The sequence below is a fragment of the Amycolatopsis sp. CA-126428 genome, from assembly GCF_002904335.1.
Lineage (GTDB): Bacteria > Actinomycetota > Actinomycetes > Mycobacteriales > Pseudonocardiaceae > Amycolatopsis.
In genome coordinates this window covers 61,612-86,974 of sequence record NZ_PPHF01000165.1, presented here as the reverse complement: position 1 = coordinate 86,974, position 25,363 = coordinate 61,612, and the positions used below count along the sequence as shown (strand labels likewise).

The following is a 25,363-nucleotide window of genomic DNA, read 5'->3' as shown; positions in this document are numbered from 1 at the left end:
GTCAGGCCCGTGTGACGGGCAGGATGGGAGCCGTGAAGATGATCCTGCTGCGGCACGCCGAGTCGCTCGGCAACGTCGACGAGCTCGCCTACACGCGGATCCCCGACCACGCCCTCCCGTTGACCGCCAAGGGAGAGCAGGAGGCCCGCGCGGTGGCGCCGGAGATCGCGCGGCTGCTGGACGGCTCGCGGCCCGCGGTGTACGTCAGCCCGTACCTGCGCACCCGGGAGACGTTGCGGCTGCTGGACATCCGGGCGTCGTGCGAGCGGCTGGTGCAGGAGCCGCGGCTGCGCGAGCAGGACTGGGGCAACCTGCAGGACCCGGCCGGGCAGGAGATCCAGAAAGCCCGGCGCCACGAGTTCGGGCACTTCTTCTACCGGCTGCCGTTCGGCGAGTCGGGCGCGGACGTCGACGACCGCGTCGCGGCGTTCCTCTCGGACCTGCGGATGCGCGAGGAAAGTCACCCGGAGACGGTCCTGATCGTCTCCCACGGGCTCACGCTGCGGCTGCTGTGCCGGCGGCTCTTCGGCTGGAGCATCGAGCTGTTCGAGTCCCTGTCCAACCCGGCGACCTGCGAATACCGCGTCCTCGAAGAGCAGGACGGCAAGTGGGCGCTGGACCGCCCGTTCGCCCAGTGGCGGGACTCACCCGACGGGGAAACCCAGCTTTAGCGGCGCGGTCAGCACGACGCGGGTGCCGTGGCCGGGCGCCGAGTCGATGCGCGCGCCGCCCTCGATCTCGGCCATCCGCGCGTGGATCGAGTTCTCGATGCCGAACCCCACGTGGCTCGCGGCGAGGTCGAAGCCGGTGCCGTGATCGCGCACGGACACCGTGACGACGTCTTCGTGCTCTTCGAGGCACACTACGGCCTTCGCCGTTCTCGCGTGCTTCAAGGTGTTTCGCAGTGCTTCGCGGGTTGCGTCGTGAAGGGCGTTGACGACGGCTTCGGGGACGTCAGTGGGCTTCGCGAGGACCACGAGGTCGACGCGGAGACCGTCGGCCGTCATCTCGACCGCCAGCGCGCCGAGGCGGTGTTCGAGCCCGCCCGGCTCGGCGGGCGCGTCACCGTCGAGGCTCAGCCGCAGCCGCAGGGCCTGCGCGCGGGCGGTGCGGCGGACCTGGTCGAGGCTGCCCCGCGGGTCGAGCGCGTCTCCGGGCGCGGGCAGCGCGAGGGACTCCATCACCTGCAGGACGGTGTCGTGGACGTCGCGGCGGTGCCGTTCCCGCTCGGCGGCGCGGCCGCGCTGCTCGCCCAGCCCGAGCGCGAACCGCATCGACCCGGCAACGAGCAGCACGATGGCCAGGGCCGTCGCGGCGGCCGCGACCAGGGCGAGCAGGATCCACGTCGCGGGGGCGGAGGTGCCCGACACCGCGGCCATGCCGTACCGCAGGAGCACGGCGCCGAGGACGGCGACCGCCCCGGACGGCGCGCCGCGCAGCAGGGTCCAGACCATGACCGTGCCCATGATGTTGGGCCAGGTCAGGGTGAGCAGGCCGGGCGCGAACGCCGCCGCCGCCAGGCTCGTGACGAGCGTGTACGCGGTGTCGGCGGCGAGCACCGGCCGGATGCCGGTGGCGCGGCGGAAGACCCAGGCCACCTCCAGGAGGTTGGGCACCACGAAGAACCCGACGGTGAGCCAGAGCGCCGGCGCGCCGAGCGCGCCGGTGGACCAGACCGCCTGCAGGAACAGCGCCAGCCGGAACGCGGCGGGCACCAGAACGAGCCGCGGCACGGCGCTCTGGACGAGCGACAGCCCGCCCCACCGCCCGCTTCCGCCGGCGAGCGCCCCCGCTCCGCCGAGCAGCACAACCCTCACGACGTCCTCCCCGGTCAAGGCGCCCCCGCCTTGATCAGCCGACCTGAAATTGAAACGTCGCCGTATTCATTTCAGTTTACCGACCCGGATCAGCTTGCCCCGAGCGGTTCGGCGCTGTCAACGGGTCACGGCGGAGGGCGGTCCGGCCGGAATGGGACGGCGACCTGCTCGGCCTCCGCAGGGCGACCGCTGGGTGGCCGACACTGCGGACCGGGTCAGCTGCGGTTCGGCCCGCCCCTGCGTGGCTTCCACAGGGCAGGCCGACCGCCGGGCAGCCGGCGCCGCGGACCAGGTCAGCAGCGGTCCGGCCGGAATCAGCCGGCCACCTGCCCCGCCTCCTCGCGCCGCCGCGACCGCCGGGCGGCGATCGCGGCCGGCAGGATCAGCGCGGCGAGCAGCGCGACGAACAGAAACGCCACGCCGTAGCCCGCCGCCTGCGCGATCCCGCCGATCAGTGGCGGCCCGCCGAGGAACCCGGTGTACGCGATGGCCGTGACGAAGCCGATTTCGCGTTCCCCTCCGGTCCCGTCGGCGCGTTTCCCGGCGTCCCCGGCCAGGCTCAGCGCGAGCGGGAACGAGGCGGCGAGACCGGCCCCGGCCAGCGCGAAGCCCACGTAACCGGCGGCGGCGACCGGGATCGTCGCCGTGGCGAGCAAGCCGGCCGTCGCCAGCGCTGCGCCCCCGACGAGGCAGCGGGTCGGCCCGAGCCGCCGTTGCACCCACGGCCCGGCCAGCCGCACGAGCGTCATGACCAGCTGGAACCCGGCGAACGCCAGGGCCGCCGCACCCGGGCCGACCCCGCGTTCGGCCGTCATCAGCAGCGCGGACCAGTCTCCCGCCGCGCCCTCGGCGATGGCCGAGCACAACGCGACCGCGGCGAGCAGCCACAGCACCGGACGGCGGACCGGGGCCTGGCGGCCGGCGGGCACGACGGGTGCGGTGCCGTGCCGCGGCCGGATGCCCGGGACCGCGCGGATCACCGCCACCAGCACCACGACCGTCACGACGGCGGCGACGGTGAGGTGCCGCGCCGGGGACCAGCCGTGCCCGGCGGCGAGGCCCGCGGCCAGCGAGCCGGCGAGCGCGCCGAAGCTGAACCCGGCGTGGAACACCGGCATGAGCGGGCGGCCGGACCGGCGTTCGACGGCCACCGCGGCGACGTTCATCGCGACGTCCAGCATCCCGATGCTCACGCCCATCACGAACAGCGCCCCGGCCAGGAGCGGGACGTCGGGCGCGAACCCGATCAGCACCAGCGAAACGGCGGCCAGGCCGGTGCTCACCGCGATCGACGCCCGGGCGCCGGCGCGCTCGACGATCCGCCCGGACACCGAGGCGGCGCCGAGCAGACCCGTGCTGGCCGCGAGCAGGGCGAGCCCGAAAACGCCCGGTGAGGCGTGCACCTGCGCGGTCAGCGCCGGGGTCCGTGTCGCCCAGGAGCCCACCGCGAGGCCGTTGAGGGCGAACACGGTGAACACCGCGATCCGATCCCGCATGGCTCCCCCCTTCCGCCACCCCAGCTTGGCAGCTTGGCACGGGCGCGCGTAACACCGGTACGCCCCGGCCGCAAGGCCCGTTCGCGGACCTGTGGACAACCCCGTCCACGCCGGCGACTTGTCCACAGAATTGAAATCGCGGGCTGACAACTTCCCCTCCACCCGCCAATCTGGAATCACACGTTCACCGCGGCCCATGAGGCCGAGAATCCAGCAAAGGGGAAAACCATCATGCCTGCACGTCGTCTTCGCTTCCGGTTGCCGCACCTGCTGATCCTGGCCACCGTCGGACTGCTGACCAGCACGGGAGTCGCCCAGGCCGCCTCCGCGCCGCCGGATCCGCCCTGCCGGAAGGGGGAATTCTGCATCTGGTCCGCGGACCGCTACGGCGGCGACGCGCAGCGATTCGACCTGCGCACCGCCAATCCCGAAGAATGCATTCCGCTACCCGCCGGATTCGAAGGATCGTCGTTCGCGAATCTGCTGAGCCGGGACGTCACGGTGTACCAGAGCGAGGAATGCTCGACCGAGGGGGATTTCGTCACCTACCCGGGTGGCGGCACGTTCGTGCCGGACGCGCCGTTCCTGGTCCGCGGGATCCAGATCTGGGAGTGACGCCATGAGCTGGGCCCGCACCGCCGTCCGCTCCAAGGGGGAGCCGGCTCGCGGCGGCGGACGGGCCCGTCCGGGGCCGCTCCCCCGACAGCGGCCCCACCCGTGGGCGCGCCTCCGCGGCAAGGCGCGCCCACGGGCCACGGACCCCGGGCCGCCTCGTCGCCCGCCGTGACGGTCTCGCCACGGAACTCCGGAATTACGTCGAACGAGACCTGAAACGATTCGCCGGTGTCGAACGATCGAGAGAATGGCGACGACTAAGCTGCCCGTGCCGGGCGACCGGCACGGTCGGCACCAGCCGTCGGCGCGGGCCCTCGTAGCTCAGCTGGATAGAGCAAGAGCCTTCTAATCTCTAGGTCGCAGGTTCGAGTCCTGCCGGGGGCGCCACCAGGGAAGACGTCGTGCGCGGTCGCGCACGACGTGCCCCGGCCACGTGATCCGGCCCACACCGGGACCCTCTTCTCCGCCGTCGTGCTCCCACTGTGGACGGTGGCCGCCCCGCGATCCCCCGCCGGGTGCACAGGTCCGGACGACGCACCGTGCGAACGGCCAGGTGGCCCAACGATCCCGGGCCGAGCTCTTCCCGAGACAACCTTGTTACCCGGACGCCGAACATCGCCGGAGACGCTTCGCTGCAACCGCGCGATCACACCGAGCAATGACACCCCACACCACGGCGAACCGACACGCCGACCCGATCGAGGGAGACACCCCTGTGGACCACAACGAAACCAGCGGGCGGCACCGACGCAGTCGCGGCAACAGCGTCACCCGCGCGGTCCTCGCCGAAGCGCGACAGGCGGGGCTCGTCCAACGGCACCTGACCAAGCTGCAGCACCTGACGGCCCGGTCGGGCACGGCCTCTCCCGGGCCGGAGACACCAGGCACCACGGAACCCCGGCCGCCGGCACTCGGGCGGTCGCCGGCGGCGGGACCGGACACCCGGTGGCCACCGGCCGATCGGCCGGCATCGTCCAATTCGGAAGCGGCGGCCTGACGCCGCACGGGACGCGGGAGTTCGCCCGGAAGGAGGATCCACTGTGGATTCGGCGCGAAGGCAGGTCAATTCAGGAGAAGGACGGGGATCCGGCGGCGATATTCTTGTTCCCCGAATCCGCGATCCGGGAGTTGGCTGTGCGCATTCTTTTCACCACCGTCGGTTTGCCGGGCCACTTCTTCACCCTGGTGCCGCTCGCCTGGGCTTGCCGAGCGCGCGGGCACGAGGTCCTGGTGGCCACCACCGAGGACTTCCGGCCCACGGTCCTGCGCGCCGGACTGCCGGCGTGCTCGTGGAGCGGCTCCGGCGGCGTCGCGGACGTCGCCGCGGGGGAGGGGGTTCCGGCCGGGCAACAGGCGTTCGCGCACGGTCGCGCCTTCGCGCGGATCGCGCGGCGGAGCCTTTCCGGTGCCGAAGAACTCGTGCGGGACTGGCGGCCCGACCTGGTGGTCAGCGAACGCGCGGAGCGGGCCGGCCCGCTCGTGGCCGCCGACGCCGGGGTGCCGCGGGCCGAACTCCACTGGGGTGCCGCCGAACTGCCGGAATACCGGGCCGCGTGGGAAGCCGAATGGGGTGGCTCCTCGTTCGGGGACGCCGACATCGTGCTCAACCCGTGGCCACCGAGCCTGCGTGCGGCGTACGCCGAAAACCACCAAAGCATCCGTCACGTGTCCTACAACGGCGATGCCTCCATTCCCGGCTGGCTGACCGGCAACCGGCACCCGCGCCGGGTGTGCGTGACGTTCGGCACGCTGCTGCCGCACCTCGGTTCGCGGGACATCGAGGGGCTCGTGGTTCCGCTGCTGCACCGGCTCGGTGCGCTGGAGGCCGAGCTCGTCGTGGCGGTCGACGACCGGGTGGCCGCGACGTGGCCGGCGTTGCCCGGTCATGTCCGCCACGTCGGCCGGCTGCCGTTGGCCGAGGTGATGAACACGTGCGCGGCGGCCATCCACCACGCCGGTCAGGGCACTTCGCTGACCGCGCTCGCCGCCGCGTGCCCGCAGGTGATGGTCCCGCAGTTCGACGACCAGTTCGACAACGCCGAGACCTTGGCCAAGGGTGGCACCGGGATCGTGGTGCTGCCCGAGGAAACCACCACGGAAGCGATCTACCGAGCGTGCCGCACGGTCGTCGAGTCGGCCGCGCACCGGACTTCCGCGGCGGAGGTCGCCGCGGAAATCGCCGCCCAGCCCAGCCCGGCCGACATCGCCGTCATGCTCGAAGAGCGGTGCTGAACGCGGGAATCGGTGGGCGAGCCCGCACGGGGTCGGACGGCAGCCGGCCGGGCAAGCCGAACCTCGACGACACCGGCCGCTGCCCGGTGACCGTACGCCCGGCGGCTGATCGCGTCTTCTCTTGTTCTGCGAGGACGGTTCCGTGCGCGGCCGGATCGTTCCAGCGCAGGCAAGCGAAGAGACGCCCCCCGGTGCGGGCGTGGACACGATGAGGGCAGCACACGCAGAGGAGGCACCACGATGAAGGCTCTGGTGCTGTCGGGCGGGAACGGGACTCGTCTGCGGCCGTTCACCTATTCGATTCCGAAACAGCTCGTTCCGATCGCGGGACGGCCCGTGCTGGAGCACGTGCTCGAGAACATCGTCGAGCTCGGTGTCACGGAGATCGGCATCATCGTCGGCGACGGGGAAGCGCAGATCGCCGCCGCGATCGGGGACGGTTCGCGGTTCGGTGCGCAGGTGACCTATCTGCGTCAGGACAAACCGCTCGGTCTCGCGCACTGTGTCCGCGTGGCCCGCGATTTCCTGGGCGAGGACGATTTCGTGCTGTACCTCGGGGACAATTTCCTGCTCGAGGGAGTCGGAGCGGTAGCGGAAGAGTTCCGCGCCACCCGTCCCGCGGCGCAGCTCGTCGTGCGCAATGTGCCCGACCCGAGGCACTTCGGCGTTGCCGAGCTCGGCGAGGACGGGCGGGTCGTGCGGCTGGAGGAGAAACCCCGGGTGCCGCGCAGTGACCTCGCGCTCGTCGGCGTCTACTTCTTCACCCCCGCCATCCACGCCGCCGTCGCGGCGATCCGGCCGAGCAGGCGGGGCGAGCTGGAGATCACCGACGCGATCAGCTTCCTCGTCGACACGGGCGAGATCGTGCGCGCCACCCGGTACGACGGGTACTGGCGCGATACGGGCCAAGCCGAGGACGTGCTCGACTGCAACCGGCGGCTCCTCGACACCATGGAGCACGGCGAACTGCTCGGCAGCGTCGACGCGGTCAGCGAGCTGAGCGGGCCGGTCCTGCTCGGCGAAGGCGCCAAGGTGGTCCGTTCCCGCCTCGAAGGCCCGATCGTGGTCGGCGAGGGGACCGTGATCGAGGACAGTCACCTCGGTCCGCACACCGCGCTCGGCCGGAACTGCGCCGTGCGCGGGTCGCTGATCGCCGGTTCGGTCGTGTTCGACGACGCGAGCATCACCGGCGTCCCCGCGCTGCGCAATTCCCTGATCGGGCGGTACGCCCACGTCGGGACCCGGGCATCCGGCGCCGCTTCGGGGCATCGGCTGGTGATCGGTGACCACGCCGACGTCCAGCTCCCCGCCGGACCGCCCTTCCTCGACGGCGTCTTCGACCGGCCGGCCACGGCGGGCCCGGCCGTCGCCGACCGGCCCCTCTCCCCGCGCGAGGACGGCGATCTCCCCCGCCGGCTGGCCGATTCCGCCGCACTGCAGGTGGCCGGCGCGGATATCTCCACAGTGGACAGCGTGCGCTGGCTGTCCCGGCGGGGTGAGGCACACGAGTACCGGGTCGACCGGATTCCGTTCGACGAACTGGACGGCTGGGCGTTCCAGCCGGACACCGGCAATCTCGCGCACCACACCGGCCGCTTCTTCACCGTGGAGGGCCTCGACATCTCCGTGGCCGAAGACGGGCGCAGCTGGCAGCAGCCCATCATCGTCCAGCCGGAGATCGGCATCCTCGGCATCCTCGCCAAGGAGTTCGACGGGGTGCTGCACTTCCTCATGCAGGCGAAGATGGAGCCGGGGAACTCCCCCCTGTTCCAGCTTTCCCCGACGGTGCAAGCCACCCGGAGCAACTTCAGCCGCGTGCACCACGGCTCCGGAGTGCGCTATCTGGAGTACTTCACCGACGCCTCCCTCGGCCGGCCGATCGTGGACACCACGCAGTCCGAGCACGGATCGTGGTTCTACCAGAAGTCCAACCGGAACATGATCGTCGAGGTGTCCGGCGACGTGCCCGCGCACGAGGACTTCCGCTGGCTGACCCTCGGCCAGATCGCCGAGCTGCTGCACCACGACAACCTGGTCAACATGGACTCGCGGACCGTGCTCGCGTGTGCCCCGGAAACCCGGCTCGAAGCCGGTGTCCGGCATCCGGACACCGAGGTGCTCTCGTGGTTCACCGCGGAGAAGTCCCGCTACGACGTCCAGGTCAGCCGGAAGCCGCTGACCGAGGTCGAGGGCTGGGTACGCGGTGACTCGGTCATCGAACGCCCGGACGGCCGGTTCTTCCGGGTCATGGCGGTGTCGGCGCACACGAGCAGCCGCGAGGTGAGCAGCTGGACACAGCCGATGATCGAACCGGTCGGCGTCGGCGTCGCGGCGTTCCTGATCCGGTCGTTCCACGGAGTACCGCATCTGCTCGTCCACGCCCGGGTCGAAGGCGGCTTCCTCGACGTCGTCGAACTGGGGCCGACGGTGCAGTACACGCCGGAGCACTACACCCACCTGCGCGGGCCTGACCGGCCCCCGTTCCACGACCTCGTCGTCGACGCCCCGCCGTCGCGGATCCGCTACGAGGGAATTCATTCCGAAGAAGGCGGGCGGTTCTTTCACGCGAAAACGCGCTATCTGTTCCTCGACGCGGACGAACACGAAGCACCGGCGGACCCGCCGGGTGGCTACCGCTGGATGACACCGGGGCAGCTCAGTTCGCTGGTGCGGCACGGCCACTACGTGAACGTGCAGGCCAGGTCCCTGCTCGCCCTGCTCACGACCCGCGCGGTCGAGCTGTGAAAACCCCGGGTGAAGACATGCGAAACGCATAAAGCCGGGGGTGCGCAGCGCACTGGCAAAAGTATCCACACCGGAGCAGAATGTAGCGGTATGTAACGGTCAGAGGGAAACCTCGCGCACAGTGCCGTCCGCGAGGAGCCGGTATGCCATCGAGCCGGAGCCGACGCTCGGCCTGGCCTGAGGAAAGGGATCCGTCATGCACCAGGAGGCCCCAGAACGGGCCGGACGCCGGGAATGGCTGGGGCTCGCGGTCCTGGCGCTGCCGGCGCTGCTGCTCGCACTCGACCTCAGCGTGCTGTACCTGGCCCTTCCCCGGCTGAGCGAGGATCTGGGCTCGAACAGCGTCCAGCAGCTGTGGATCACCGACATCTACGGCTTCATGGTCGCCGGGTTCCTCGTCACGATGGGAACCCTCGGCGACCGGATCGGCAGGCGGAAGCTCCTGCTGATCGGCGCGACCGCGTTCGCCGCTTCGTCGGTCCTCGCCGCTTTTTCCGGCAGCACCTGGATGCTCATCGCCGCCAGGGCGCTCATGGGTATCGCGGGCGCGACGTTGGCGCCGTCGACACTGGCGCTGATCAGCAACATGTTCCGCGACCCCAAGCAACGCGGGACGGCCGTCGCCGTCTACGTCAGCTGCTTCATGGGCGGTGCGGCCCTCGGGCCCGTCGTCGGCGGCCTGCTGCTGCAGTGGTTCTGGTGGGGATCGGTCTTCCTGCTCGGCGTGCCGGTGATGGTGCTGCTGCTGATCGCCGGGCCCCTGCTGCTCCCCGAGTACCGGGACGAATCCGCCGGCCGGCTCGATCTGGTCAGCGTGGTGCTTTCCCTGCTGGCGATCCTGCCCTTCATCTACGGTGTCAAGGAATTCGCCAAGGACGGCATCGGTCTCGTGCCGGTGATCGCCGTGGTGGCCGGGCTCGGGTTCGGGACTTTGTTCGTCCGCCGCCAGCGCGGCCTGACCAGCCCATTGCTGGACCTGCGGCTGTTCGGCAACCGGGCGTTCAGCTCGGCGCTGGTCATCCTGATGTTCGGGGTCGCGACGCAGGGCGGCGTGATGCTGCTGGTCAGCCAGTACCTGCAGACCGTGCTCGCGCTGTCGCCGATGACGGCCGGGCTCTGGCTCGTTCCCTCGTCGCTCGCCATGGTCGTCGGCGCGCAACTGGCCCCGCACCTCGCCCACCGGCTCCACCCCGGGTGGGTGATCACCGGCGGGATGGCCGTCGCCGCCGTCGGCTACACCCTGCTGGTGTTCGTGCCCAGCACCGGCGGGCTGCCCCTGCTGGTGGCCGGCGCGGTCGTGGTGTTCCTCGGCATCGGGCTGATGAGCGCGCTCGCCAACAACCTGATCGTCGGTTCCGTCAGCCCCCGCAAGGCGGGCTCGGCCGCGGCACTCGCCCAGACCAGCGGCGACTTCGGGATCGCGTTCGGTGTCGCGGCGATCGGCAGCATCGGCACCGCCGTCTACACCGCGCACCTCACCGGCCCCGGGACCGAAGTCGCGCGCAACAGCATCACCGACGCCATCACCGTGGCCGGGCGGCTGCCCGGCGCGCAGGGCGCCGATCTGCTCGCCCGCGCCCGCGACGGATTCACCGCCGGTCTCAACATCGCTGCCGGAGCCAGCGCGGTCCTGGTGCTCGCGCTCGCGGTACTGGCCGTCTTCACGCTGCGGCGCGGGAGCGAGGCCGACGGGGCCGGCGAAGACGAGCCGGCCGCGGACACCCCGGCGGAGACCGTGCGGGCCGCGGACTGACCTCGTCCGACGCCGCGCACCCGTACGAAACGAGACGAAGGACCTCATCCATGTCACTTCCCCAAGTCGTGTCCCGGGAGGAATGGCTCGGCGCCCGGCGGGAGTTCCTCCGCAAGGAGAAGGAGTTCACGCGCGCCAGGGACGCGCTCAACGCGGAACGCCGTGAACTCCCCATGGTCGAGGTCGACAAGGACTATGTCTTCGAGGGGCCCGACGGCAAAATCCGGCTCCTGGACATGTTCGAGGGCCGCCGGCAGCTCATCGTGCACCACGTGATGTTCGACCCGTCGTGGGACGAGGGCTGCGGCAACTGCCGCTTCCAGGTCCGCGATCTGGGCCACCTGCCCCATCTGCACGAGAAGGACACCACGCTGGCGCTGGTCTCCCGGGCGCCGTACCCGAAAATCGCCGCCTACCGCGAGCGGATGGGCTGGACGGTGCCCTACTACTCGTCCTACGGGGACGACTTCAACTACGACTACCACGCGACCCTCGACGAGTCCGTCACGCCGCTGCTGATCAACTTCCGCACCAAGGAAGAACACGAAGCGGCCGTCGGGCCCTGGGACATCTGGGGCACCGAACTGCCGGGCCTGAGCGTCTTCCTGCGCGAAGGCGACCAGGTCTTCCACACATACTCGACCTACGCCCGCGGCCTCGACATCCTGCTGTTCACGCTCAACTACCTGGATCTGACCCCGCTCGGACGCCAGGACCCGTGAGCTTCGCCCGTCACCGCCGCACCGAGAGGTGAACACAGATGCCGGTACCGGCAGGAGATCTGCACACCCCGATCAGCCCCCAGGGCCAAGCGCTGCACGACCTGCTCACCGAGCAGCTGCCGGCGATCGAGGCCGGGGCGGCGGGCCACGACCGGGACCAGTCCTTCCCGGCCGACGTGTTCGCCCGGTTCGCGGAGTCCGGGGTGCTGGGCGCCACCGTGCCGGCGGAGCTGGGCGGCCTCGGCGTCGAGCGGCTCCACGACGTGGCGCTCGCCCTGCTCCGGATCGGCGCGGCCGACGCGTCCACCGCACTCGCGCTGCACGTCCAGTACAGCCGGGGGCTCACCCTGACCTACGAATGGCGGCACGGCACCCCGGCGGCGAAGGCCCTCGCCGAACGGGTGCTGCGGGGCATGGGCTCCGGCGCGATCGCCGTGTGCGGCGCGGTGAAGGACCACCACACGACGGTCACCCGGATGACCCCCGGCGAAGACGGCGGCTGGCACCTCACCGGCCGCAAGACCCTGGTGAGCATGGCACCGGTCGCCACGCACTTCTTCGTCTACGCCCAATACGAACAGGACGGGCGGCCGATGCTGGCCGCCCCGCTGGTGTCGCGCGACGCCCCCGGCCTCACCGTCCTCGACACCTGGGAAGGCATGGGGATGCGTGCCTCCGGCACGTCCGACATCGTGCTCGACGACTGCCCGGTCGCGGCGGACGACATCCTGCTCAGGAACCCGGCCGGGACGGCGGGAGACGCCGCGCTCGCGGGGCAGACGGTCAGCTCGATCACGTTGCTGGGCCTCTACGTCGGCCTCGCGCAGGCGGCCCGCGACCTCGCGGTCGCCACGTTCACCCGCCGGCGGGGCACGCCCTCGGCGGCCACCCGCACGATGCTCGCCGAGATCGACGCCCGCCTGTACGCCGCGCGTTCGTGTGCGGTCGCCGCGCTGGCCAACACCGAACAGGTCGCCTCGGAGATCGTCGACGACCCCGCCGAACGCGGGCGCCGGATGATGACACCGTTCCAGAGCGCCAAGCTGATGATCAACCGGCTGACGCTGGAGCTGGTCAACGACTGCGTCACGGCGGTCGGCGGGGCCGCCTACTCGGACTCGCACCCGCTGGCCCGCATCTACCGCGACGTGCGTGCGGGCTGGTTCATGCAGCCCTACACCTACAGCGACGGCGTGGACTACCTCAGCGGCCAGGCGCTGCGGCTGCCGCAGGACAACGACTACATGACCATCCGCGCCGCCCGGCCCTCCGCGGCCTGAAGCCCCCGCCCGCTCAGGGCTCCCACCGCACAGGGAGCCCGACGGGGCCGCGGATCGTCGCCGAGGCGAACCAGGCGATGTCCCGTTCGTCCACCTCCAGCCGCAGGTTCGGAGCCTGCCGCAGCAGCGCCCCGAGCGCGGCGCGGATCTCCACCCGCGCCAGGTGCGCGCCGACGCAGTGGTGGGTACCGAAGCCGAACGCGAGGTGCCGGTTGCCGTGCCGGTCCGCATCGAAGCGGCAGGGGCGCTCGAACCGGGCGTCGTCCCGGTTGGCCAGCGCGAGTGCGGCGGTGACCCGGTCGCCCGCGTGAATGCGCCGCCCTCCGATGACGACGTCCTCGAGCGCCACCCGCGTCATGCTCATCGGAGCGGACGGCGAGTAACGCAGCGATTCCTCGACGACGCCGTCCAGGGCGCCCTGGTCGTCGCGCAGCCGGGCGAACCGGCCCGGTCCGGTCAGCAGGTACAGCACCACGTTCGCGATCTGGGTGGCGGCCAGCGTGAAGCCGTCGAAGAACAGCGAAGCGCCGAGGCCGGTCAGCTCCTCCTCGCCGAGGATCCCCCGGCGGTGTTCGGCGAGAAGCTCGGCGAGCAGGCCGGTGGCCGGCGGTTCGGACCCGGTGAGCAGCGCGCTCACCTCGTCGTGCAGCCGCAGTTCGGCCCGGTGGGTCTCCGCCGGGCAGGCCGAGGGGGTGCCCAGCCGCTCGACCGCGCAGCGCCGGATCCGCTCCCGGCGGTGGGGCGGCACGCCGAGCAGCTCGCAGTGCGCGGCGAACGTCAGCGGACCGCAGAAAGCGGTGAGCAGGTCCGCGCCCGGTCTTCGCCCGACGACGTCGCGAAGCAGTTCGTCGGCGAGTTCCTCGACTCTCGGGCGCAGCTGCTCCACCCGGCGGGCGGAGAACGCGCCACCGATGAGGCCGCGGATCCGGGTGTGCGCCGGCCGGTCCAGTTCGGTGACCGACATCCGCACGGCCGGGCCGCGCAGCGGGAGCGACGCCGAGTGCGCGGCCCGCCCGAACCGGTCGTCCCGCAGGACCTCGCGAGCCTCGTGATAGCCGGTCACCAGCCATTCCACCCCGCCGGGACCCGGTACCCGCTCCACCGGCCCCGCGCCGTCCACCCCGGCGGGGCCGATCAGCTGCCGCCGCTGACGTCCGTGCACGAAGTCCGCACCACCGCTGCCGCGGGCCACCCCACTCATTTCCATGATCCCTCCGTGGCGGCGGCCGGCCGCCGGTCGTACCGGGGCAGGCGCAAGGCGAGCAGGAAGACGGCGAAGGCCGCCAGGCACAGGCCCGCCAGCGCGACCCGCAGATCGGTGCTGGCGGCCAGCCGGCCGACCAGCGCGGGCCCGAGCAGGAGGCCGAGGCCGGCCAGTGACGTGGTGGTCCCGAGCACCGCGCCCCGATCGGCGGGCGGTGCCCAGCTCCCGGCGAGCGCGAACGCCGTCGGCGTCGCCACCGACAGCGAGCCGCCGACGACGGCGATCCCGAGCATTCCGGACAGCGGTGTCCCGGCGAACGCGACCAGCAGGACTCCCGTCCCGGACACGACCCCGGAGCCGCACAGCAGGACACGCGCGGGGACCCGGCCGGAAAGCCACTGCCCGGCGAACCGCCCCACCGCCATCGCCCCGGCGAAGACCCCGGGCCCGGCCGCTCCCCAGCTCGCCGGCGCGCGCAGGACGTCGGCGAGGAACACCGCGCTCCACTGCTGGACACCGCTCTCCACCAGCATCGCCAGACCGGCCAGGAGGCAGAGCAGCAACACCGGACGGGTGAGCCGGGCACGCCTGGCACCCGCCGGCGGGCGATCCGCCCTGGCGAACCAGGCGGGCAGCCCGCGCCTGACCGACAGCACCCACCCGGCCACCGCGGCGGCCGCGAACAGCGCGACGGCACTCGCCGGTATCCCCGCCGCCCTGGCGAGGCCGGTGACCGCGCTGCCGGCCAGGAGCCCCGCGCTGAACAACGCGTGGCCGCCGGACATCACCCGCTTCCCCGCCTCGGCCTCGACCGTCGACGCGAGCGCCACGACGACGACGTTGCACGCGCCGGACCCGAGCCCGAACAGGGTCAGCGCGACGATCAGCGTGAACGGTGAGCCCGCCTGACCCGGCAGCACGGACACCGCGGCGAACAGGAGCACCACCGTCACCGCCACCGGGCGGCCGAAGCGGTCGAGCAGCCGGCCGGTGCCCAGCATCGCGGGCAGCGCCGCGGCGGCCGCGCACAGCAGTGCTACCCCGAGGGTGCCTTCGTCCACACCGGACGCGGCGCGCACGTCGGGCATCGAAGACAAGTACGGCCCCCACAACATGCCGTAACCGGTGAAAGCGGCGAAAACGATGCGAGCCCGCAGACCTGGAACGGTCAGCACAGATGTCACGCCTGGTCCCCCCTCCCAGTTCACAGTTACTTCAGGTAGTTACCGATGTTTCGCCACCGTTGTCCACACTTCACGGCACGGGCGCGCAAAAATCAGCACCCTGGGACAACCTCGGATCCTCAGCGCAATCGTGGAGAGGCACGGCGATCCCCGCGATGCGAAGCTGAGGCCGCCAGCCCTGCAGGACCACCGGGGACCTCATGCTCAGCGAACGCACTCACCGCATTGGACGACTTCTATGACAATTCGTGTGTGGGACTACCTTCGGGAGTACCGAGAGGAACGTCAGGATATCCTCGATGCGGTCGAGACGGTCTTCGAATCCGGCCAGCTGGTCCTCGGAAAAAGTGTCTGGAACTTCGAAAAGGAATTCGCCGACTACCACGGGGTGAACCATTGCGTCGGTGTCGACAACGGCACGAACGCGGTCAAGCTCGCGCTGCAGGCCGTCGGCGTCGGCCCCGGTGACGAGGTCATCACGGTCTCCAACACCGCGGCACCGACCGTGCTCGCGATCGACGGCGCCGGGGCGACCCCGAAGTTCGTCGACGTGCGTGAGGAAGACTTCCTGATGGACACCGGCCAGGTGGCCGCCGCGATCACCGACCGGACCAAAGCGCTGCTCCCGGTCCACCTCTACGGTCAGTGCGCCGACATGGCGCCGCTGCGGAAGCTCGCCGAGGGGCACGGCCTGGCGCTCGTCGAGGACTGCGCACAGGCGCACGGCGCACGGCACCACGGCCGGCGGGCGGGCACGATGAGCGACGCCGCGGCCTTCTCCTTCTACCCCACCAAGGTGCTCGGCGCGTACGGGGACGGGGGCGCCGTGCTGACCCGGGACGAAGACGTCGACGGGAACCTGCGGCGGCTGCGCTACTACGGGATGGCGGAGACCTACTACGTCGTGCAGACACCCGGTCACAACAGCAGGCTCGACGAGGTGCAGGCCGAGATCCTGCGCCGCAAGCTGCCCCGGCTCGACACCTACGTCGAGGGCCGGCGCGCGGTGGCCCGGCGGTACGCCGAGGGGCTCGGCGACCTGACCGGCGAGGGCGGGCTGACGCTGCCCGCGACCGCCGAAGGCAACGAGCACGTCTACTACGTCTACGTGGTCCGGCACCCTCGCCGGGACGAGGTCATCGAACGCCTCAAGAAGTACGACATCTCGCTCAACATCAGCTACCCGTGGCCCGTGCACACGATGACCGGGTTCGCGCACCTCGGCGTGCCACGCGGCTCGCTCCCGGTGACCGAGCGGCTGGCGGGCGAGATCTTCTCCCTGCCCATGTACCCGTCCCTGGCACGGGACGAACAGGACCGGGTGATCGCGGCGCTCCGCGAGGTGCTCACCAGCGTCTGACCTTCTCCCCGCCCCAGCATCCGTGCCCTTCCAGAACAAGGAGTCGAACGATGACCGAACGCGCCAGCGACGCCGCCACCGCGTGCCGGGTGTGCCGTGGCGCCGTCACGGAGTTCCTGGACCTCGGCCGCCAGCCCCTTTCCGACGCCTTCCGGGATCGGGCCGACACCGGCCCGGAGTTCTTCTTCCGGCTGGCGGTCGGCCAGTGCGCGTCCTGCACCATGGTGCAGTTGATGGAGGAAGTGCCGCGGGAGGCGATGTTCAACGACCAGTACCCGTACTTCTCCTCCGGTTCGGCGGTGATGCGCAAGCACTTCACCGAGACCGCGCAGTTCTTCCTGGAGACCGAGCTCACCGGCCCCGACCCGTTCGCCGTCGAGATCGGCTGCAACGACGGGATCATGCTCCAGACCATCAGCGACGCCGGCGTCCGCCACCTCGGCTTCGAGCCGTCCGGTTCGGTCGCCCGGGTCGCGCGTGAGAACGGCGTGTCGGTCCGGACCGACTTCTTCGAGGAGTCGACGGCCGCGGAGGTGCGGGCCACGCACGGGCCGGCCGCGGTGGTCTTCGCCGCCAACACGCTGTGCCACATTCCCTACCTGGACTCGATCTTCCGCGGGCTCGACGTGCTGCTCGACGACAACGGCGTGTTCGTGTTCGAGGACCCCTACCTCGGCGACATCGTGCAGAAGACGTCGTTCGACCAGATCTACGACGAGCACTTCTACCTGTTCAGCGCGCACTCGGTGCAGAACACGGCCGCCGAGTTCGGCTTCGAACTGGTCGACGTGGCCCGGCTCGGCGTGCACGGTGGCGAAGTGCGCTACACGCTCGCCCGCGCGGGCAAGCGCGAGCCGAGCGCGGCCGTGGCCGCGATGCTCGAAGAGGAGAGCGAACGCCGGCTGGCGGAGCCGGAGACGCTGCGGGAATTCGCGGCCGCGGTGGGGCGGATCCGGGACGACCTGGTCAGCCTGCTGAGTGACCTGCGTGCCCAGGGCAAGCGGGTCGTCGCCTACGGGGCGACCGCGAAGAGCGCGACGGTGACCAACTTCTGCGACATCGACACCGCCCTGGTGTCCCACGTCTGCGACAGCACACCCGCCAAGCAGGAGAGGCTGAGCCCCGGCAAGCACATCCCGGTGCTTCCCTCGGAGGCGTTCTCGGCGCCCTACCCCGACTACGCGCTGCTCTTCGCGTGGAACCACGCGGACGAGATCATGGCCAAGGAGCAGGAGTTCCGCCGCGGCGGCGGCCGCTGGATCCTCTACGTCCCTTCGGTTCGCGTGGTGTGAGCCGGCCACCCTTCGTACCGGGAGGTACCGACCCATGCGTGTCCGCGAGCTGGCGGTCGAAGGATCCTTCGAGTTCTCGATCCCGCGCTTTCCCGACGATCGGGGGTTCTTCATCTCCCCGTTCCTCGGCAGCGCGTTCACCGAGACGTGCGGCTGGGCACCGTTTCCCCTGGCACAGAGCAGCTTCAGCATGTCACGGGCCGGGGTGGCCCGGGGAATGCACTACACGGCGACCCCGCCGGGCAACGCCAAGTACGTCTACTGCGCGCACGGCAAGGCGCTGGACATCGTCCTCGACATCCGCGTCGGCTCCCCCACCTTCGGCCGCTGGGACACGGTGGTGCTGGACCCCGCCGAGCCCCGCGCGGTGTACTTCCCGGTCGGGGTGGCGCACGGTTTCGTCGCCCAGACCGACGACACGATCATGACCTACCTGATGACCGGGGAGTACGTCCAGGAGAACGAGCTCGCACTGCACCTGTTCGATCGCGAGCTCGGCCTTCCCGTCCCCGCCGAATCGGCCCCGCTCCTGTCGGAGCGAGACCGCGTCGCACCGACACTGGCCGAAGCGCGTTCGGCGAACTTGCTGCCGCACTACGAGCGGTGCCGCGAGATCGAAGCGGCCTTCGGCGCTCGTTCTCCTCACCCGCCGACGATGGGCACTCCGCAATCCAGGAGACGGGCGTCGTGACGACGAATGCGACGGTCGAAGGAGGGGCCCGGTCGTCCGCGCCTCGCGGAAGGCGCTCCGGTGCCTCCCGCGACCCCCGTCCGCACACCATCCAGGAGGAACCGATGGCACACACCGAAACACCTTCGCGGGCGGAACTGCTCCGCCGCGCGAAGGAACTGGTACCGCTGCTCCAGAAGAACGCCCTGCGCACCGAGGAGGAACGCCGCCTCCCCGAGGACACCGTCGAGGCGCTGACGAAGTCCGGCCTGCTGAAGATGCGCATCCCCAAGCGCTACGGCGGCTACGAGTCGGACATGGGCACCGTGATGGACGTGCTCGCGGAGCTGGCCAAGGGTGACGGCTCGACGTCGTGGACCGTCGCGGTGTGGGCGATCAGCTCCTGGATGCTCGGCCTGTTCCCCGACGAGGTCCAGGACGAGGTCCACAGCACGCCGGACGTCCGGGTGTGCGGGATCCTGAGCCCCACCGCGATGGCGAAGTCCGTCGACGGCGGGCTGGTCGTCAACGGGAAGTGGTCGTTCAACACCGGTGCGCAGCAGAGCCACTGGAACACGAACGCCGCCGTGCTCGCCCACCCGAACGGCGAGTTCGAGCCGATCATGATCGCGATCCCGTCCTCGGACCTGATGATCGTGGACGACTGGCACACGGCGGGCCTGCGCGGCTCCGGCAGCGTCACGTCGATCGCGCAGGACGTCTTCGTTCCCCAGGAGCGCGTGCTGTCGATGGGCCCGGTGCTGGCCGGCCAGCACCGCTCGGTGCTCAACGCGGATTCGCCGATCTTCAAGGCGCCCTTCATGCCGACCGCGTGCGCCACGGTCAGCGCCACCGCGCTGGGACTGGCGAAGGCCGCCAAGGACGCGTTCTTCGAGCGCCTCCCCGGCCGCAAGATCACCTACACCTCCTACGAGAACCAGGCCGAGGCGCCGCTGACCCACCTGCAGGTGGCCGAGGCGACCACCAAGATCGACGAGGCCGAGTTCCACGCCAACCGCATGGCGGACCTGATCGACACGCTGGGCCCGACCGACCACGAGTGGACGATCGAGGAGCGGGCCCGGGTACGTCTCGACATGGGCGCGGTGGCCCAGCGGGCCAAGGAGGCCGTCGACATCCTCAACACCGCGAGCGGCGGCTCGTCGATCTACCAGAGCGTGCCGATCCAGCGCATCGAGCGTGACGTCCAGACGCTGAACCTGCACGCGATCATGCACCCGAACACGAACCTCGAGCTGTACGGCCGGATCCTGTGCGGCCTCGAGCCCAACACGCACTACATCTAGGTCACCATCCTCCTTCGACAGAACGGACGAAAGCCATGACGAGCACCCCAGTGCCCGCGCCGAGCCCCGAGGACGTGGCGGCCGTGCAGCAGGTCCCGAACCGCATCGTCGCGGCATGGGCGGACAACGACGCCGACGCGTTCGCGGACGTCTTCGCCGTCGACGGCAGCCTGATCCTGCCCAACGACGTGTACCTCAAGAGCCGCGAGGAAGTCCGGCTGTTCATGAAGCAGGCCTTCGCGGGACCGTACGCCGGTACCCGGGTCTACGGGCAGCCCCTCGCCGCCAAGTTCCTCGCCGACGGCGTCGCGCTGGTGATCACCCAGGGCGGCGTCCTCCAGCCGGGCGAGGAAGAAGTCGCGCCGGAGCGCGCGATCAGGGCGAGCTGGCTGCTGATCAAGCAGGACGAGGAGTGGCTCCTCACCGCGTACCAGAACACCCCCGTGCAAGCGGGCTGAACGGAACCAGACCAGGGGAGATGGCCACGGTGGAAAATCAAGTAGGCAACCGCGCCGTGGTGCTGGGCGGAAGCATGGGCGGCCTGCTGGCCGCCCGTGTCCTGGCCGGCGCCTTCCGCGAAGTGCTCGTCGTCGATCGCGACCAGCTGATCGGCGTCGAAGGTCCACGTCGCGGCGTCCCGCACGGGCGGCACGCGCACGGGCTGGTCGCCCGGGGGCACCAGATCCTCGAAGCCCAGTTCCCCGGTCTGACCGACGAACTGGTGGGCGCGGGCGTCCGCCCCGGTGACTTCAACGGCGACATCCGCTGGTACGTCAACGGGCAGCGGCTCCGCCCGTCCCGCTCCGGCCTCATTTCGGTCCCGGCGACGAGGCCGGTGCTGGAATACCACATCCGGAACCGGGTTCAGGCCATTCCGAACGTGACGTTCCTGGAGCGGCACGACATCCTCGGCCTGAGCGCGTCGCCGGACGGAGCCCGCGTCACCGGTGCGCGGGTCCGCGCCCCCGGCTCCGACGAGGAGCAGGTGCTGGCGGCCGACCTGGTCGTCGACACCACGGGGCGCGGCTCGCGCACCCCGGCGTGGCTCGAGGAACTCGGCTACGCGCGGCCGGAAGAGGAGAAGATCAAGATCGGGCTGGCCTACACCACCCGGCACTACCGGCTGGACCACGACCCGTTCGCCCCGGACCTGGCGTTCATCCCGGCGCCGACGCCGGACTTCCCGCGCGGGGCGTTCTTCTACCGGCTCCCCGGCGACGACAACCGGGTCGAGCTTTCGCTGACCGGCATGCTCGGCGACCACCCGCCGACCGACCCGGAGGGCTTCACCGAGTTCGCCCGCAGCCTGCCCGTCCCGGAGATCTACGAGACCATCAAGGACGCCCCGGCGATCGACGAGCCGGTGAAGCACCAGTACCCCGCCAGCGTGCGGCGGCACTACGAGCGGCTGAGCCGCTTCCCGGCGGGCCTGCTGGTGCTCGGGGACGCCGTCTGCAGCTTCAACCCGCTCTACGCACAGGGGATGACCGTCACCGCGCTCGAATCCCTGGTGCTGGAACGGCACCTCGAGACAGGCGGGATCCCGGACCCGCGGGCCTACTTCCGGGACATCTCCCGGGAAGTCGACTCGCCGTGGGACTTCTCGGCCGGTGCCGACCTCGGCTACGCCGGCGTGGAAGGCAAGCGCACCGCCAAGATCCGCTTCGCCAACGCCTACGTGGCGCGGCTGCAGCGCGCGGCGGTCGACGACGCCGAGCTCACCAACGCCTTCATCCGGGTGGCCGGCCTGATCGACCAGCCGCCGGCCCTCATGCGGCCGCGCAACATCCTGCGGGTGCTGCGTGCCGGCAAAGCACACCCCGCGGCCGGGACCCCGAGCGTCCCCACCGCCGATCCGGACCACGACCTGGGCAAGGCCGCCTGACCGCGGCCCGCCGGAAAGAACTCCGATGACGCAAATCCGTCCCTTCCGCATCGACATCCCCCAGGCCGACATCGACGACCTCAACCGCCGCATCGACGCGACGCGCTGGCCGGTCGAACTGCCCGGCGTCGGCTGGAGCCGTGGCGTGCCCGTCGGCTATCTGCGCGAGCTGGCCCGCTACTGGCGTGAATCCTACAAATGGCGGGCCGCCGAGGAGCAGCTCAACAAGTTTCCGCAGTACCTCACCGAAATCGACGGCACCGACGTGCACTTCTGGCACGTGCGTTCGCCGGAGCCGGATGCCACGCCGCTGATCCTCACCCACGGCTGGCCGGGGACGTTCGCGGAGTTCTCGGCCGTGCTCGAGCCGCTCACCAACCCGGCGGCGTACGGGGGCGATCCCGCGGACGCGTTCCACGTGGTGGTCCCGTCCATTCCCGGCTACGGCTTCTCCGGCCCCACCGGCGACACCGGCTGGGACGTGTCGCGGGTGGCCCGGGCGTGGGCCGAGCTCATGCGCCGGCTCGGGTACGACCGCTACCTCGCCCAGGGCGGTGACTGGGGCATGCCGATCTCGCTGCAGCTCGGTCTCGCCGACCCCGAGCACGTCGCCGCGGTGCACCTCAACATGTTCGTCACCTTCCCGCCCCCCGACCCGGAGGCGCTGAGCGCCCTCGACGACGCCGACCGCGCGCGCCTGGAGTTCACCGTCGACTTCGCCCAGCACGCGGCCGGCTGGCAGAAGATCCAGGGGACGCGGCCGCAGACCCTCGCCTACGGGCTGACCGACTCCCCCGTCGGCCAGCTCGCCTGGATCGTCGAGAAGTTCAAGGAGTGGACCGACTCCGGGGAGGTTCCCGAGGACGCGGTCGACCGCGACGCCCTGCTCACCAACGTCACCATCTACTGGCTCACCGCCACCGCGGGCCCGAGCGCGCAGCTGTACTTCGAGTCCGCGCACGACGACCAGCAGTTCGCCCAGACCTGGGGTGGCCCGTGGCCGCTGGAGATGCCCGTCGGGGTCGCGGTCTTCCCCCGCGACGCCGTCCGGCCGATCCGCCGCTTCGCCGAGCAGCTCCTCCCCACCCTCCGCCGCTGGACCGAATTCGACCGGGGTGGCCACTTCGCGGCGCTGGAACAGCCCGAGCTGCTGGTCGGCGACATCGCCGCGTTCAGCCGGGACGTGTTCCGAGGTGGCGGCCGGAGCTAGCGGGCCGTCCACAAAGGAAGCGGTATGGGCCGTCGGAAGACGGTCCATACCGCTTCTGGCGTTGGTCGCGCACTGGCACCCGGTCCGAGTTGGTGGCACAAGGTCCGGGTCCTGCCGGTCGTGCTGACCGGCGTCGACGCGGCCCGGTGCCGGTGGTCGTCCACAAAGGATGCGGAACGAGGCGGGCGCCCGGCGGATTCACCGCCGGGCGCCCGCCCTCGTCTTCCGCTCAGCTCGTCACGACGGATTCCCGGAACGGGCGGCCGGGACGGACGCTGCCGGCGTCCGGACCGGACGCCGGCGGGTGCGCTCGAGCCACCACTGCACCAGGATGAGGTTGACGACCCAGCCGAACCAGCGGGCCACCTCGAAGAGCATGCTGATGTTCGTGCCTTCCGGGAGCAGCGGCCACAGCAGCACCGTTGCCCGGCCCCACAGGATTCCCAGCGTCAACGCGAAGCTGTACAACATGAACCGCCGGTGTTCGAGGACCCGGCGCTGCCGCATCTTCCGCCAGCCGATGAGGGTCGCGCTGACCCACAGCACGGCGTGCGTGACGATGCCGACGTACCCACCCGCGGCCACCGGGGTGATCACCAGGGCCATCACGGCCGACGGCAGGACGCCGGCGAAGACGTACAGCCGCCCGCTGATCCGGTGCACCGCGGGGTGCTTGAGGCGCAACCACGGCCACACCTGAAGGCACAAGGTCACCAGGGCGATCGTGCCGCAGGCGATGTGCCCGACCAGCAGCGGGTAGTGCAGCCGGAAGCCCTCGTCGAGCGTGATCCTCGCCTTGGACGGGTCCAGTCCCAGATAGGGCGGCAGCTCATCGATCAGGAACGCCGCCACGAGCACTGTGAGCACGGCGAGCGGGAACACCCAGGGCTTCCGCCACCAGGCCCGGCCGACCCGCGGCGGACTCGCGGGCACCGGCGGCGGAACGGGGGCGTCCCGTTCGGCCTCCCGCGCCGTCAACGTCGTCTTGTCCATCTGTGGTCGACTCCTCCCACTCGGCCGTCGGACGCCTGGCCGCCGGTGGGGATACCCGCGGGAGCCGGACACGCCGACGGACCATGGCGTGCGTGTGCGCGAACGGCAGTAGCCCATCCGCACGGTCATCGTCGTCCGCACGGCGCGGTGCCGCATCTCGCCGGTTGCCCTCTCCGGTCCCTCCCGGCAGCGGAAATGGTGGGTGACAAGCAAACCCGGCAATCTGGGACAACAGCCGGCACCGCGGCCCGCCTAAAGTCTGGCGCAGAACTTCGCCGCACCGGGCACACGCGGCCGGCGCGAACACGGCGTCATTCCCGATCGGACGCAACGAACCACCGGAGGTACCCTGTGGAAAGCCGTGAACCCTTGGCCATCGACCGCACCGGCAAGGACATCCACGCCGAAGCCAGGCAGATCAGGAGTCGCGGGCAGGTAGCGCAGATCGAGCTACCCGGCGGCGTGCCGGCCTACTCGGTCATCGGCCACGAGGCCGCGCGCCAGGTGCTGGCCGACCACCGTTTCTCGAAGGATCCCCGCAAACACTGGACAGCCTACGTCCGCGGTGAGATCGGCGAGGACTTCCCGCTCATCGGCTGGGTGCTGATGGACAACCTCACCACCAAGCACGGCGCCGACCACACCCGGCTGCGCAAGCTGACCGCCAAGGCGTTCACCCCGCGCCGGGTGGAGGCGATGCGCACCAGCATCGAGAAGATCGCCACCACGCTGCTCGACCAGCTCCCCACCGGCGAGGTGACCGACCTCCGGGCCCACTACGCCCACCCGTTGCCCGCACAGGTGATCTGCGACCTCTTCGGCGTCCCGGCGGAGTCACGGGCCCAGATGCTGCGCGGCGGGGAGGTCAACGCCGACACCACGATCAGCCCGGAGGAAGCCGCGGCCAACGTCGTGCAGTGGGAAGAGGAGATGCGCGAGTTCGTCGCGAGCAAGCGGAATTCCCCCGGCGACGACCTGACGTCCGACCTCATCGCCGCCCACGAAGACGGCTCGCGGCTCACCGACTCGGAGCTCGTCGGCACCCTGCACCTGCTCCTGGCGACCGGAACCACGCCGGTGATGAACCTCGTCACCAACGCCACGGCCGCGCTGCTCACCCATCCCGAGCAGGCCCACCTGGTCCTGAGCGGACAGGTGCCGTGGCAGGCGGCCATCGAGGAGACCCTCCGGGTCGACGCCCCCGTCGCGCACCTGCCGTTCCGGTTCACCGTGGAGGACGTCGAGGTCGCCGGCACCACCATTCCCCAGGGCAGCCCGGTTTTGATCCACTTCGCGGGCATCGGACGGGACCCCGAGGTGCACGGCGAGACCGCCGACCGGTTCGACGTCACCCGGCAGGACAAGACGAACCTGTCGTTCGGGCACGGCATCTACCGCTGCATCGGTTCGCCGCTGGCGTGGCTGGAAACGGAGATCGCGCTGTCGGCACTGTTCGAACGCTTTCCGAACCTCGACCTCGCCGTGCGACCGGAAGAACTCGAGCCCCAGGGGACATTCATCATGAATGGCCGGGAAACCCTGCCCGTCCGGCTCACCGGGCAGGCACAGGCCTAGCGCCGGAAAGGGAGTAACCAAGC

General features: G+C 70.9%; 20 protein-coding genes and 1 tRNA gene. 16 read left to right on the top strand and 5 right to left on the bottom strand.

Going from position 1 to position 25,363, the window contains the following annotated elements; translation table 11 throughout:
• Positions 1 to 32 precede the first annotated feature (32 nt).
• Complete coding sequence (locus tag C2L58_RS42785; RefSeq protein WP_103343329.1) at positions 33 to 671, top strand: histidine phosphatase family protein; 639 nt, start codon at positions 33 to 35, stop codon at positions 669 to 671.
• Here C2L58_RS42785 and C2L58_RS42780 read toward each other — a convergent pair.
• Positions 645 to 1,808: a sensor histidine kinase gene (locus tag C2L58_RS42780; protein WP_199191714.1), complete on the bottom strand. Its 1,164-nt coding sequence runs from the start codon at positions 1,806 to 1,808 to the stop codon at positions 645 to 647. The two genes, C2L58_RS42785 and C2L58_RS42780, sit on opposite strands and share 27 nt — an antisense overlap.
• Before the next feature lie 323 nt (positions 1,809 to 2,131).
• Positions 2,132 to 3,313, bottom strand: a complete 1,182-nt coding sequence (locus tag C2L58_RS42775; protein ID WP_103343328.1) for an MFS transporter — start codon at positions 3,311 to 3,313, stop codon at positions 2,132 to 2,134.
• Positions 3,314 to 3,544: 231 nt separating this feature from the next.
• On the opposite strand from C2L58_RS42775, the gene C2L58_RS42770 reads away from it, so the two are divergent.
• The 7 genes from C2L58_RS42770 (at position 3,545) to C2L58_RS42735 (ending at position 12,660) form a co-directional block, all read left to right on the top strand.
• Positions 3,545 to 3,928 (top strand): peptidase inhibitor family I36 protein, encoded by a 384-nt coding sequence (locus C2L58_RS42770; RefSeq protein WP_103343327.1) that lies wholly within the window; start codon positions 3,545 to 3,547, stop codon positions 3,926 to 3,928.
• Between the two features lie 310 nt (positions 3,929 to 4,238).
• Positions 4,239 to 4,315 (top strand) — tRNA-Arg (locus tag C2L58_RS42765).
• Positions 4,316 to 5,062: 747 nt separating this feature from the next.
• Positions 5,063 to 6,160 (top strand): nucleotide disphospho-sugar-binding domain-containing protein, encoded by a 1,098-nt coding sequence (locus C2L58_RS42755; protein WP_146073793.1) that lies wholly within the window; start codon positions 5,063 to 5,065, stop codon positions 6,158 to 6,160.
• Between the two features lie 240 nt (positions 6,161 to 6,400).
• Positions 6,401 to 8,905: a glucose-1-phosphate thymidylyltransferase gene (locus C2L58_RS42750; RefSeq protein WP_103343324.1), complete on the top strand. Its 2,505-nt coding sequence runs from the start codon at positions 6,401 to 6,403 to the stop codon at positions 8,903 to 8,905.
• Positions 8,906 to 9,101: 196 nt separating this feature from the next.
• Entirely contained in the window at positions 9,102 to 10,658 is a 1,557-nt protein-coding gene (locus C2L58_RS42745; RefSeq protein ID WP_103343323.1) for an MFS transporter, read from the top strand.
• A 50-nt stretch (positions 10,659 to 10,708) separates the two neighbouring features.
• Complete coding sequence (locus tag C2L58_RS42740) at positions 10,709 to 11,380, top strand: DUF899 domain-containing protein (protein ID WP_103343322.1); 672 nt, start codon at positions 10,709 to 10,711, stop codon at positions 11,378 to 11,380.
• 38 nt (positions 11,381 to 11,418) lie between these two features.
• Positions 11,419 to 12,660 carry an acyl-CoA dehydrogenase family protein gene (locus tag C2L58_RS42735; protein ID WP_103343321.1) on the top strand — a complete coding sequence of 414 codons (1,242 nt, stop codon included), beginning with the start codon at positions 11,419 to 11,421 and terminating at the stop codon, positions 12,658 to 12,660.
• 13 nt (positions 12,661 to 12,673) lie between these two features.
• Here the strand turns inward: C2L58_RS42735 and C2L58_RS42730 are convergent, their stop codons facing one another.
• A complete protein-coding gene (locus tag C2L58_RS42730) occupies positions 12,674 to 13,867 on the bottom strand; it encodes a cytochrome P450 (protein WP_146073792.1) in 1,194 nt (397 codons plus the stop codon).
• Positions 13,858 to 15,039 carry an MFS transporter gene (locus C2L58_RS42725; RefSeq protein WP_255410632.1) on the bottom strand — a complete coding sequence of 394 codons (1,182 nt, stop codon included), beginning with the start codon at positions 15,037 to 15,039 and terminating at the stop codon, positions 13,858 to 13,860. The genes C2L58_RS42730 and C2L58_RS42725 overlap by 10 nt, the downstream gene beginning before the upstream one ends.
• Positions 15,040 to 15,286: 247 nt before the next feature.
• Here C2L58_RS42725 and C2L58_RS42720 point away from each other — a divergent pair, with 247 nt between their 5' ends.
• From C2L58_RS42720 to C2L58_RS42690, 7 genes are all read left to right on the top strand, one after another.
• Entirely contained in the window at positions 15,287 to 16,408 is a 1,122-nt protein-coding gene (locus C2L58_RS42720) for a DegT/DnrJ/EryC1/StrS family aminotransferase (RefSeq protein ID WP_103343318.1), read from the top strand.
• A 50-nt stretch (positions 16,409 to 16,458) separates the two neighbouring features.
• Positions 16,459 to 17,700, top strand: coding sequence for a class I SAM-dependent methyltransferase (locus tag C2L58_RS42715; RefSeq protein WP_103343317.1), 1,242 nt, complete (start codon positions 16,459 to 16,461; stop codon positions 17,698 to 17,700).
• A 34-nt stretch (positions 17,701 to 17,734) separates the two neighbouring features.
• The gene (locus C2L58_RS42710) at positions 17,735 to 18,391 is read left to right on the top strand and encodes a dTDP-4-dehydrorhamnose 3,5-epimerase family protein (RefSeq protein ID WP_103343316.1); all 657 of its coding nucleotides are present in this window, start codon (positions 17,735 to 17,737) and stop codon (positions 18,389 to 18,391) included.
• A 104-nt stretch (positions 18,392 to 18,495) separates the two neighbouring features.
• A complete protein-coding gene (locus C2L58_RS42705; protein ID WP_103343315.1) occupies positions 18,496 to 19,677 on the top strand; it encodes an acyl-CoA dehydrogenase family protein in 1,182 nt (393 codons plus the stop codon).
• Between the two features lie 35 nt (positions 19,678 to 19,712).
• Positions 19,713 to 20,135 carry an SgcJ/EcaC family oxidoreductase gene (locus C2L58_RS42700; RefSeq protein WP_103343314.1) on the top strand — a complete coding sequence of 141 codons (423 nt, stop codon included), beginning with the start codon at positions 19,713 to 19,715 and terminating at the stop codon, positions 20,133 to 20,135.
• Between the two features lie 29 nt (positions 20,136 to 20,164).
• Entirely contained in the window at positions 20,165 to 21,562 is a 1,398-nt protein-coding gene (locus tag C2L58_RS42695) for an FAD-dependent oxidoreductase (protein ID WP_233226244.1), read from the top strand.
• Positions 21,563 to 21,587: 25 nt separating this feature from the next.
• On the top strand, positions 21,588 to 22,772 hold the full coding sequence (locus C2L58_RS42690; RefSeq protein WP_199191701.1) for an epoxide hydrolase family protein: 1,185 nt from the start codon (positions 21,588 to 21,590) through the stop codon (positions 22,770 to 22,772).
• 237 nt (positions 22,773 to 23,009) lie between these two features.
• On the opposite strand, the gene C2L58_RS42685 is transcribed toward C2L58_RS42690, so the two are convergent.
• Positions 23,010 to 23,765, bottom strand: a complete 756-nt coding sequence (locus C2L58_RS42685) for a DUF2306 domain-containing protein (RefSeq protein ID WP_103343312.1) — start codon at positions 23,763 to 23,765, stop codon at positions 23,010 to 23,012.
• A gap of 351 nt (positions 23,766 to 24,116) precedes the next feature.
• On the opposite strand from C2L58_RS42685, the gene C2L58_RS42680 reads away from it, so the two are divergent.
• Positions 24,117 to 25,340: a cytochrome P450 family protein gene (locus C2L58_RS42680; RefSeq protein ID WP_103343311.1), complete on the top strand. Its 1,224-nt coding sequence runs from the start codon at positions 24,117 to 24,119 to the stop codon at positions 25,338 to 25,340.
• The last annotated feature ends 23 nt before the right edge of the window (positions 25,341 to 25,363 follow it).

What these genes read in the sequence shown, in the direction of transcription:
- C2L58_RS42775 (WP_103343328.1), bottom strand. Translation starts at nt 3,313, where the DNA reads ATGCGGGATCGGATCGCGGTGTTCACCGTGTTCGCCCTCAACGGCCTC.
- C2L58_RS42770 (WP_103343327.1), top strand. Translation starts at nt 3,545, where the DNA reads ATGCCTGCACGTCGTCTTCGCTTCCGGTTGCCGCACCTGCTGATCCTG.
- C2L58_RS42750 (WP_103343324.1), top strand. Translation starts at nt 6,401, where the DNA reads ATGAAGGCTCTGGTGCTGTCGGGCGGGAACGGGACTCGTCTGCGGCCG.
- C2L58_RS42745 (WP_103343323.1), top strand. Translation starts at nt 9,102, where the DNA reads ATGCACCAGGAGGCCCCAGAACGGGCCGGACGCCGGGAATGGCTGGGG.
- C2L58_RS42740 (WP_103343322.1), top strand. Translation starts at nt 10,709, where the DNA reads ATGTCACTTCCCCAAGTCGTGTCCCGGGAGGAATGGCTCGGCGCCCGG.
- C2L58_RS42735 (WP_103343321.1), top strand. Translation starts at nt 11,419, where the DNA reads ATGCCGGTACCGGCAGGAGATCTGCACACCCCGATCAGCCCCCAGGGC.
- C2L58_RS42730 (WP_146073792.1), bottom strand. Translation starts at nt 13,867, where the DNA reads ATGGAAATGAGTGGGGTGGCCCGCGGCAGCGGTGGTGCGGACTTCGTG.
- C2L58_RS42720 (WP_103343318.1), top strand. Translation starts at nt 15,287, where the DNA reads ATGACAATTCGTGTGTGGGACTACCTTCGGGAGTACCGAGAGGAACGT.
- C2L58_RS42715 (WP_103343317.1), top strand. Translation starts at nt 16,459, where the DNA reads ATGACCGAACGCGCCAGCGACGCCGCCACCGCGTGCCGGGTGTGCCGT.
- C2L58_RS42710 (WP_103343316.1), top strand. Translation starts at nt 17,735, where the DNA reads ATGCGTGTCCGCGAGCTGGCGGTCGAAGGATCCTTCGAGTTCTCGATC.
- C2L58_RS42705 (WP_103343315.1), top strand. Translation starts at nt 18,496, where the DNA reads ATGGCACACACCGAAACACCTTCGCGGGCGGAACTGCTCCGCCGCGCG.
- C2L58_RS42700 (WP_103343314.1), top strand. Translation starts at nt 19,713, where the DNA reads ATGACGAGCACCCCAGTGCCCGCGCCGAGCCCCGAGGACGTGGCGGCC.
- C2L58_RS42690 (WP_199191701.1), top strand. Translation starts at nt 21,588, where the DNA reads ATGACGCAAATCCGTCCCTTCCGCATCGACATCCCCCAGGCCGACATC.
- C2L58_RS42685 (WP_103343312.1), bottom strand. Translation starts at nt 23,765, where the DNA reads ATGGACAAGACGACGTTGACGGCGCGGGAGGCCGAACGGGACGCCCCC.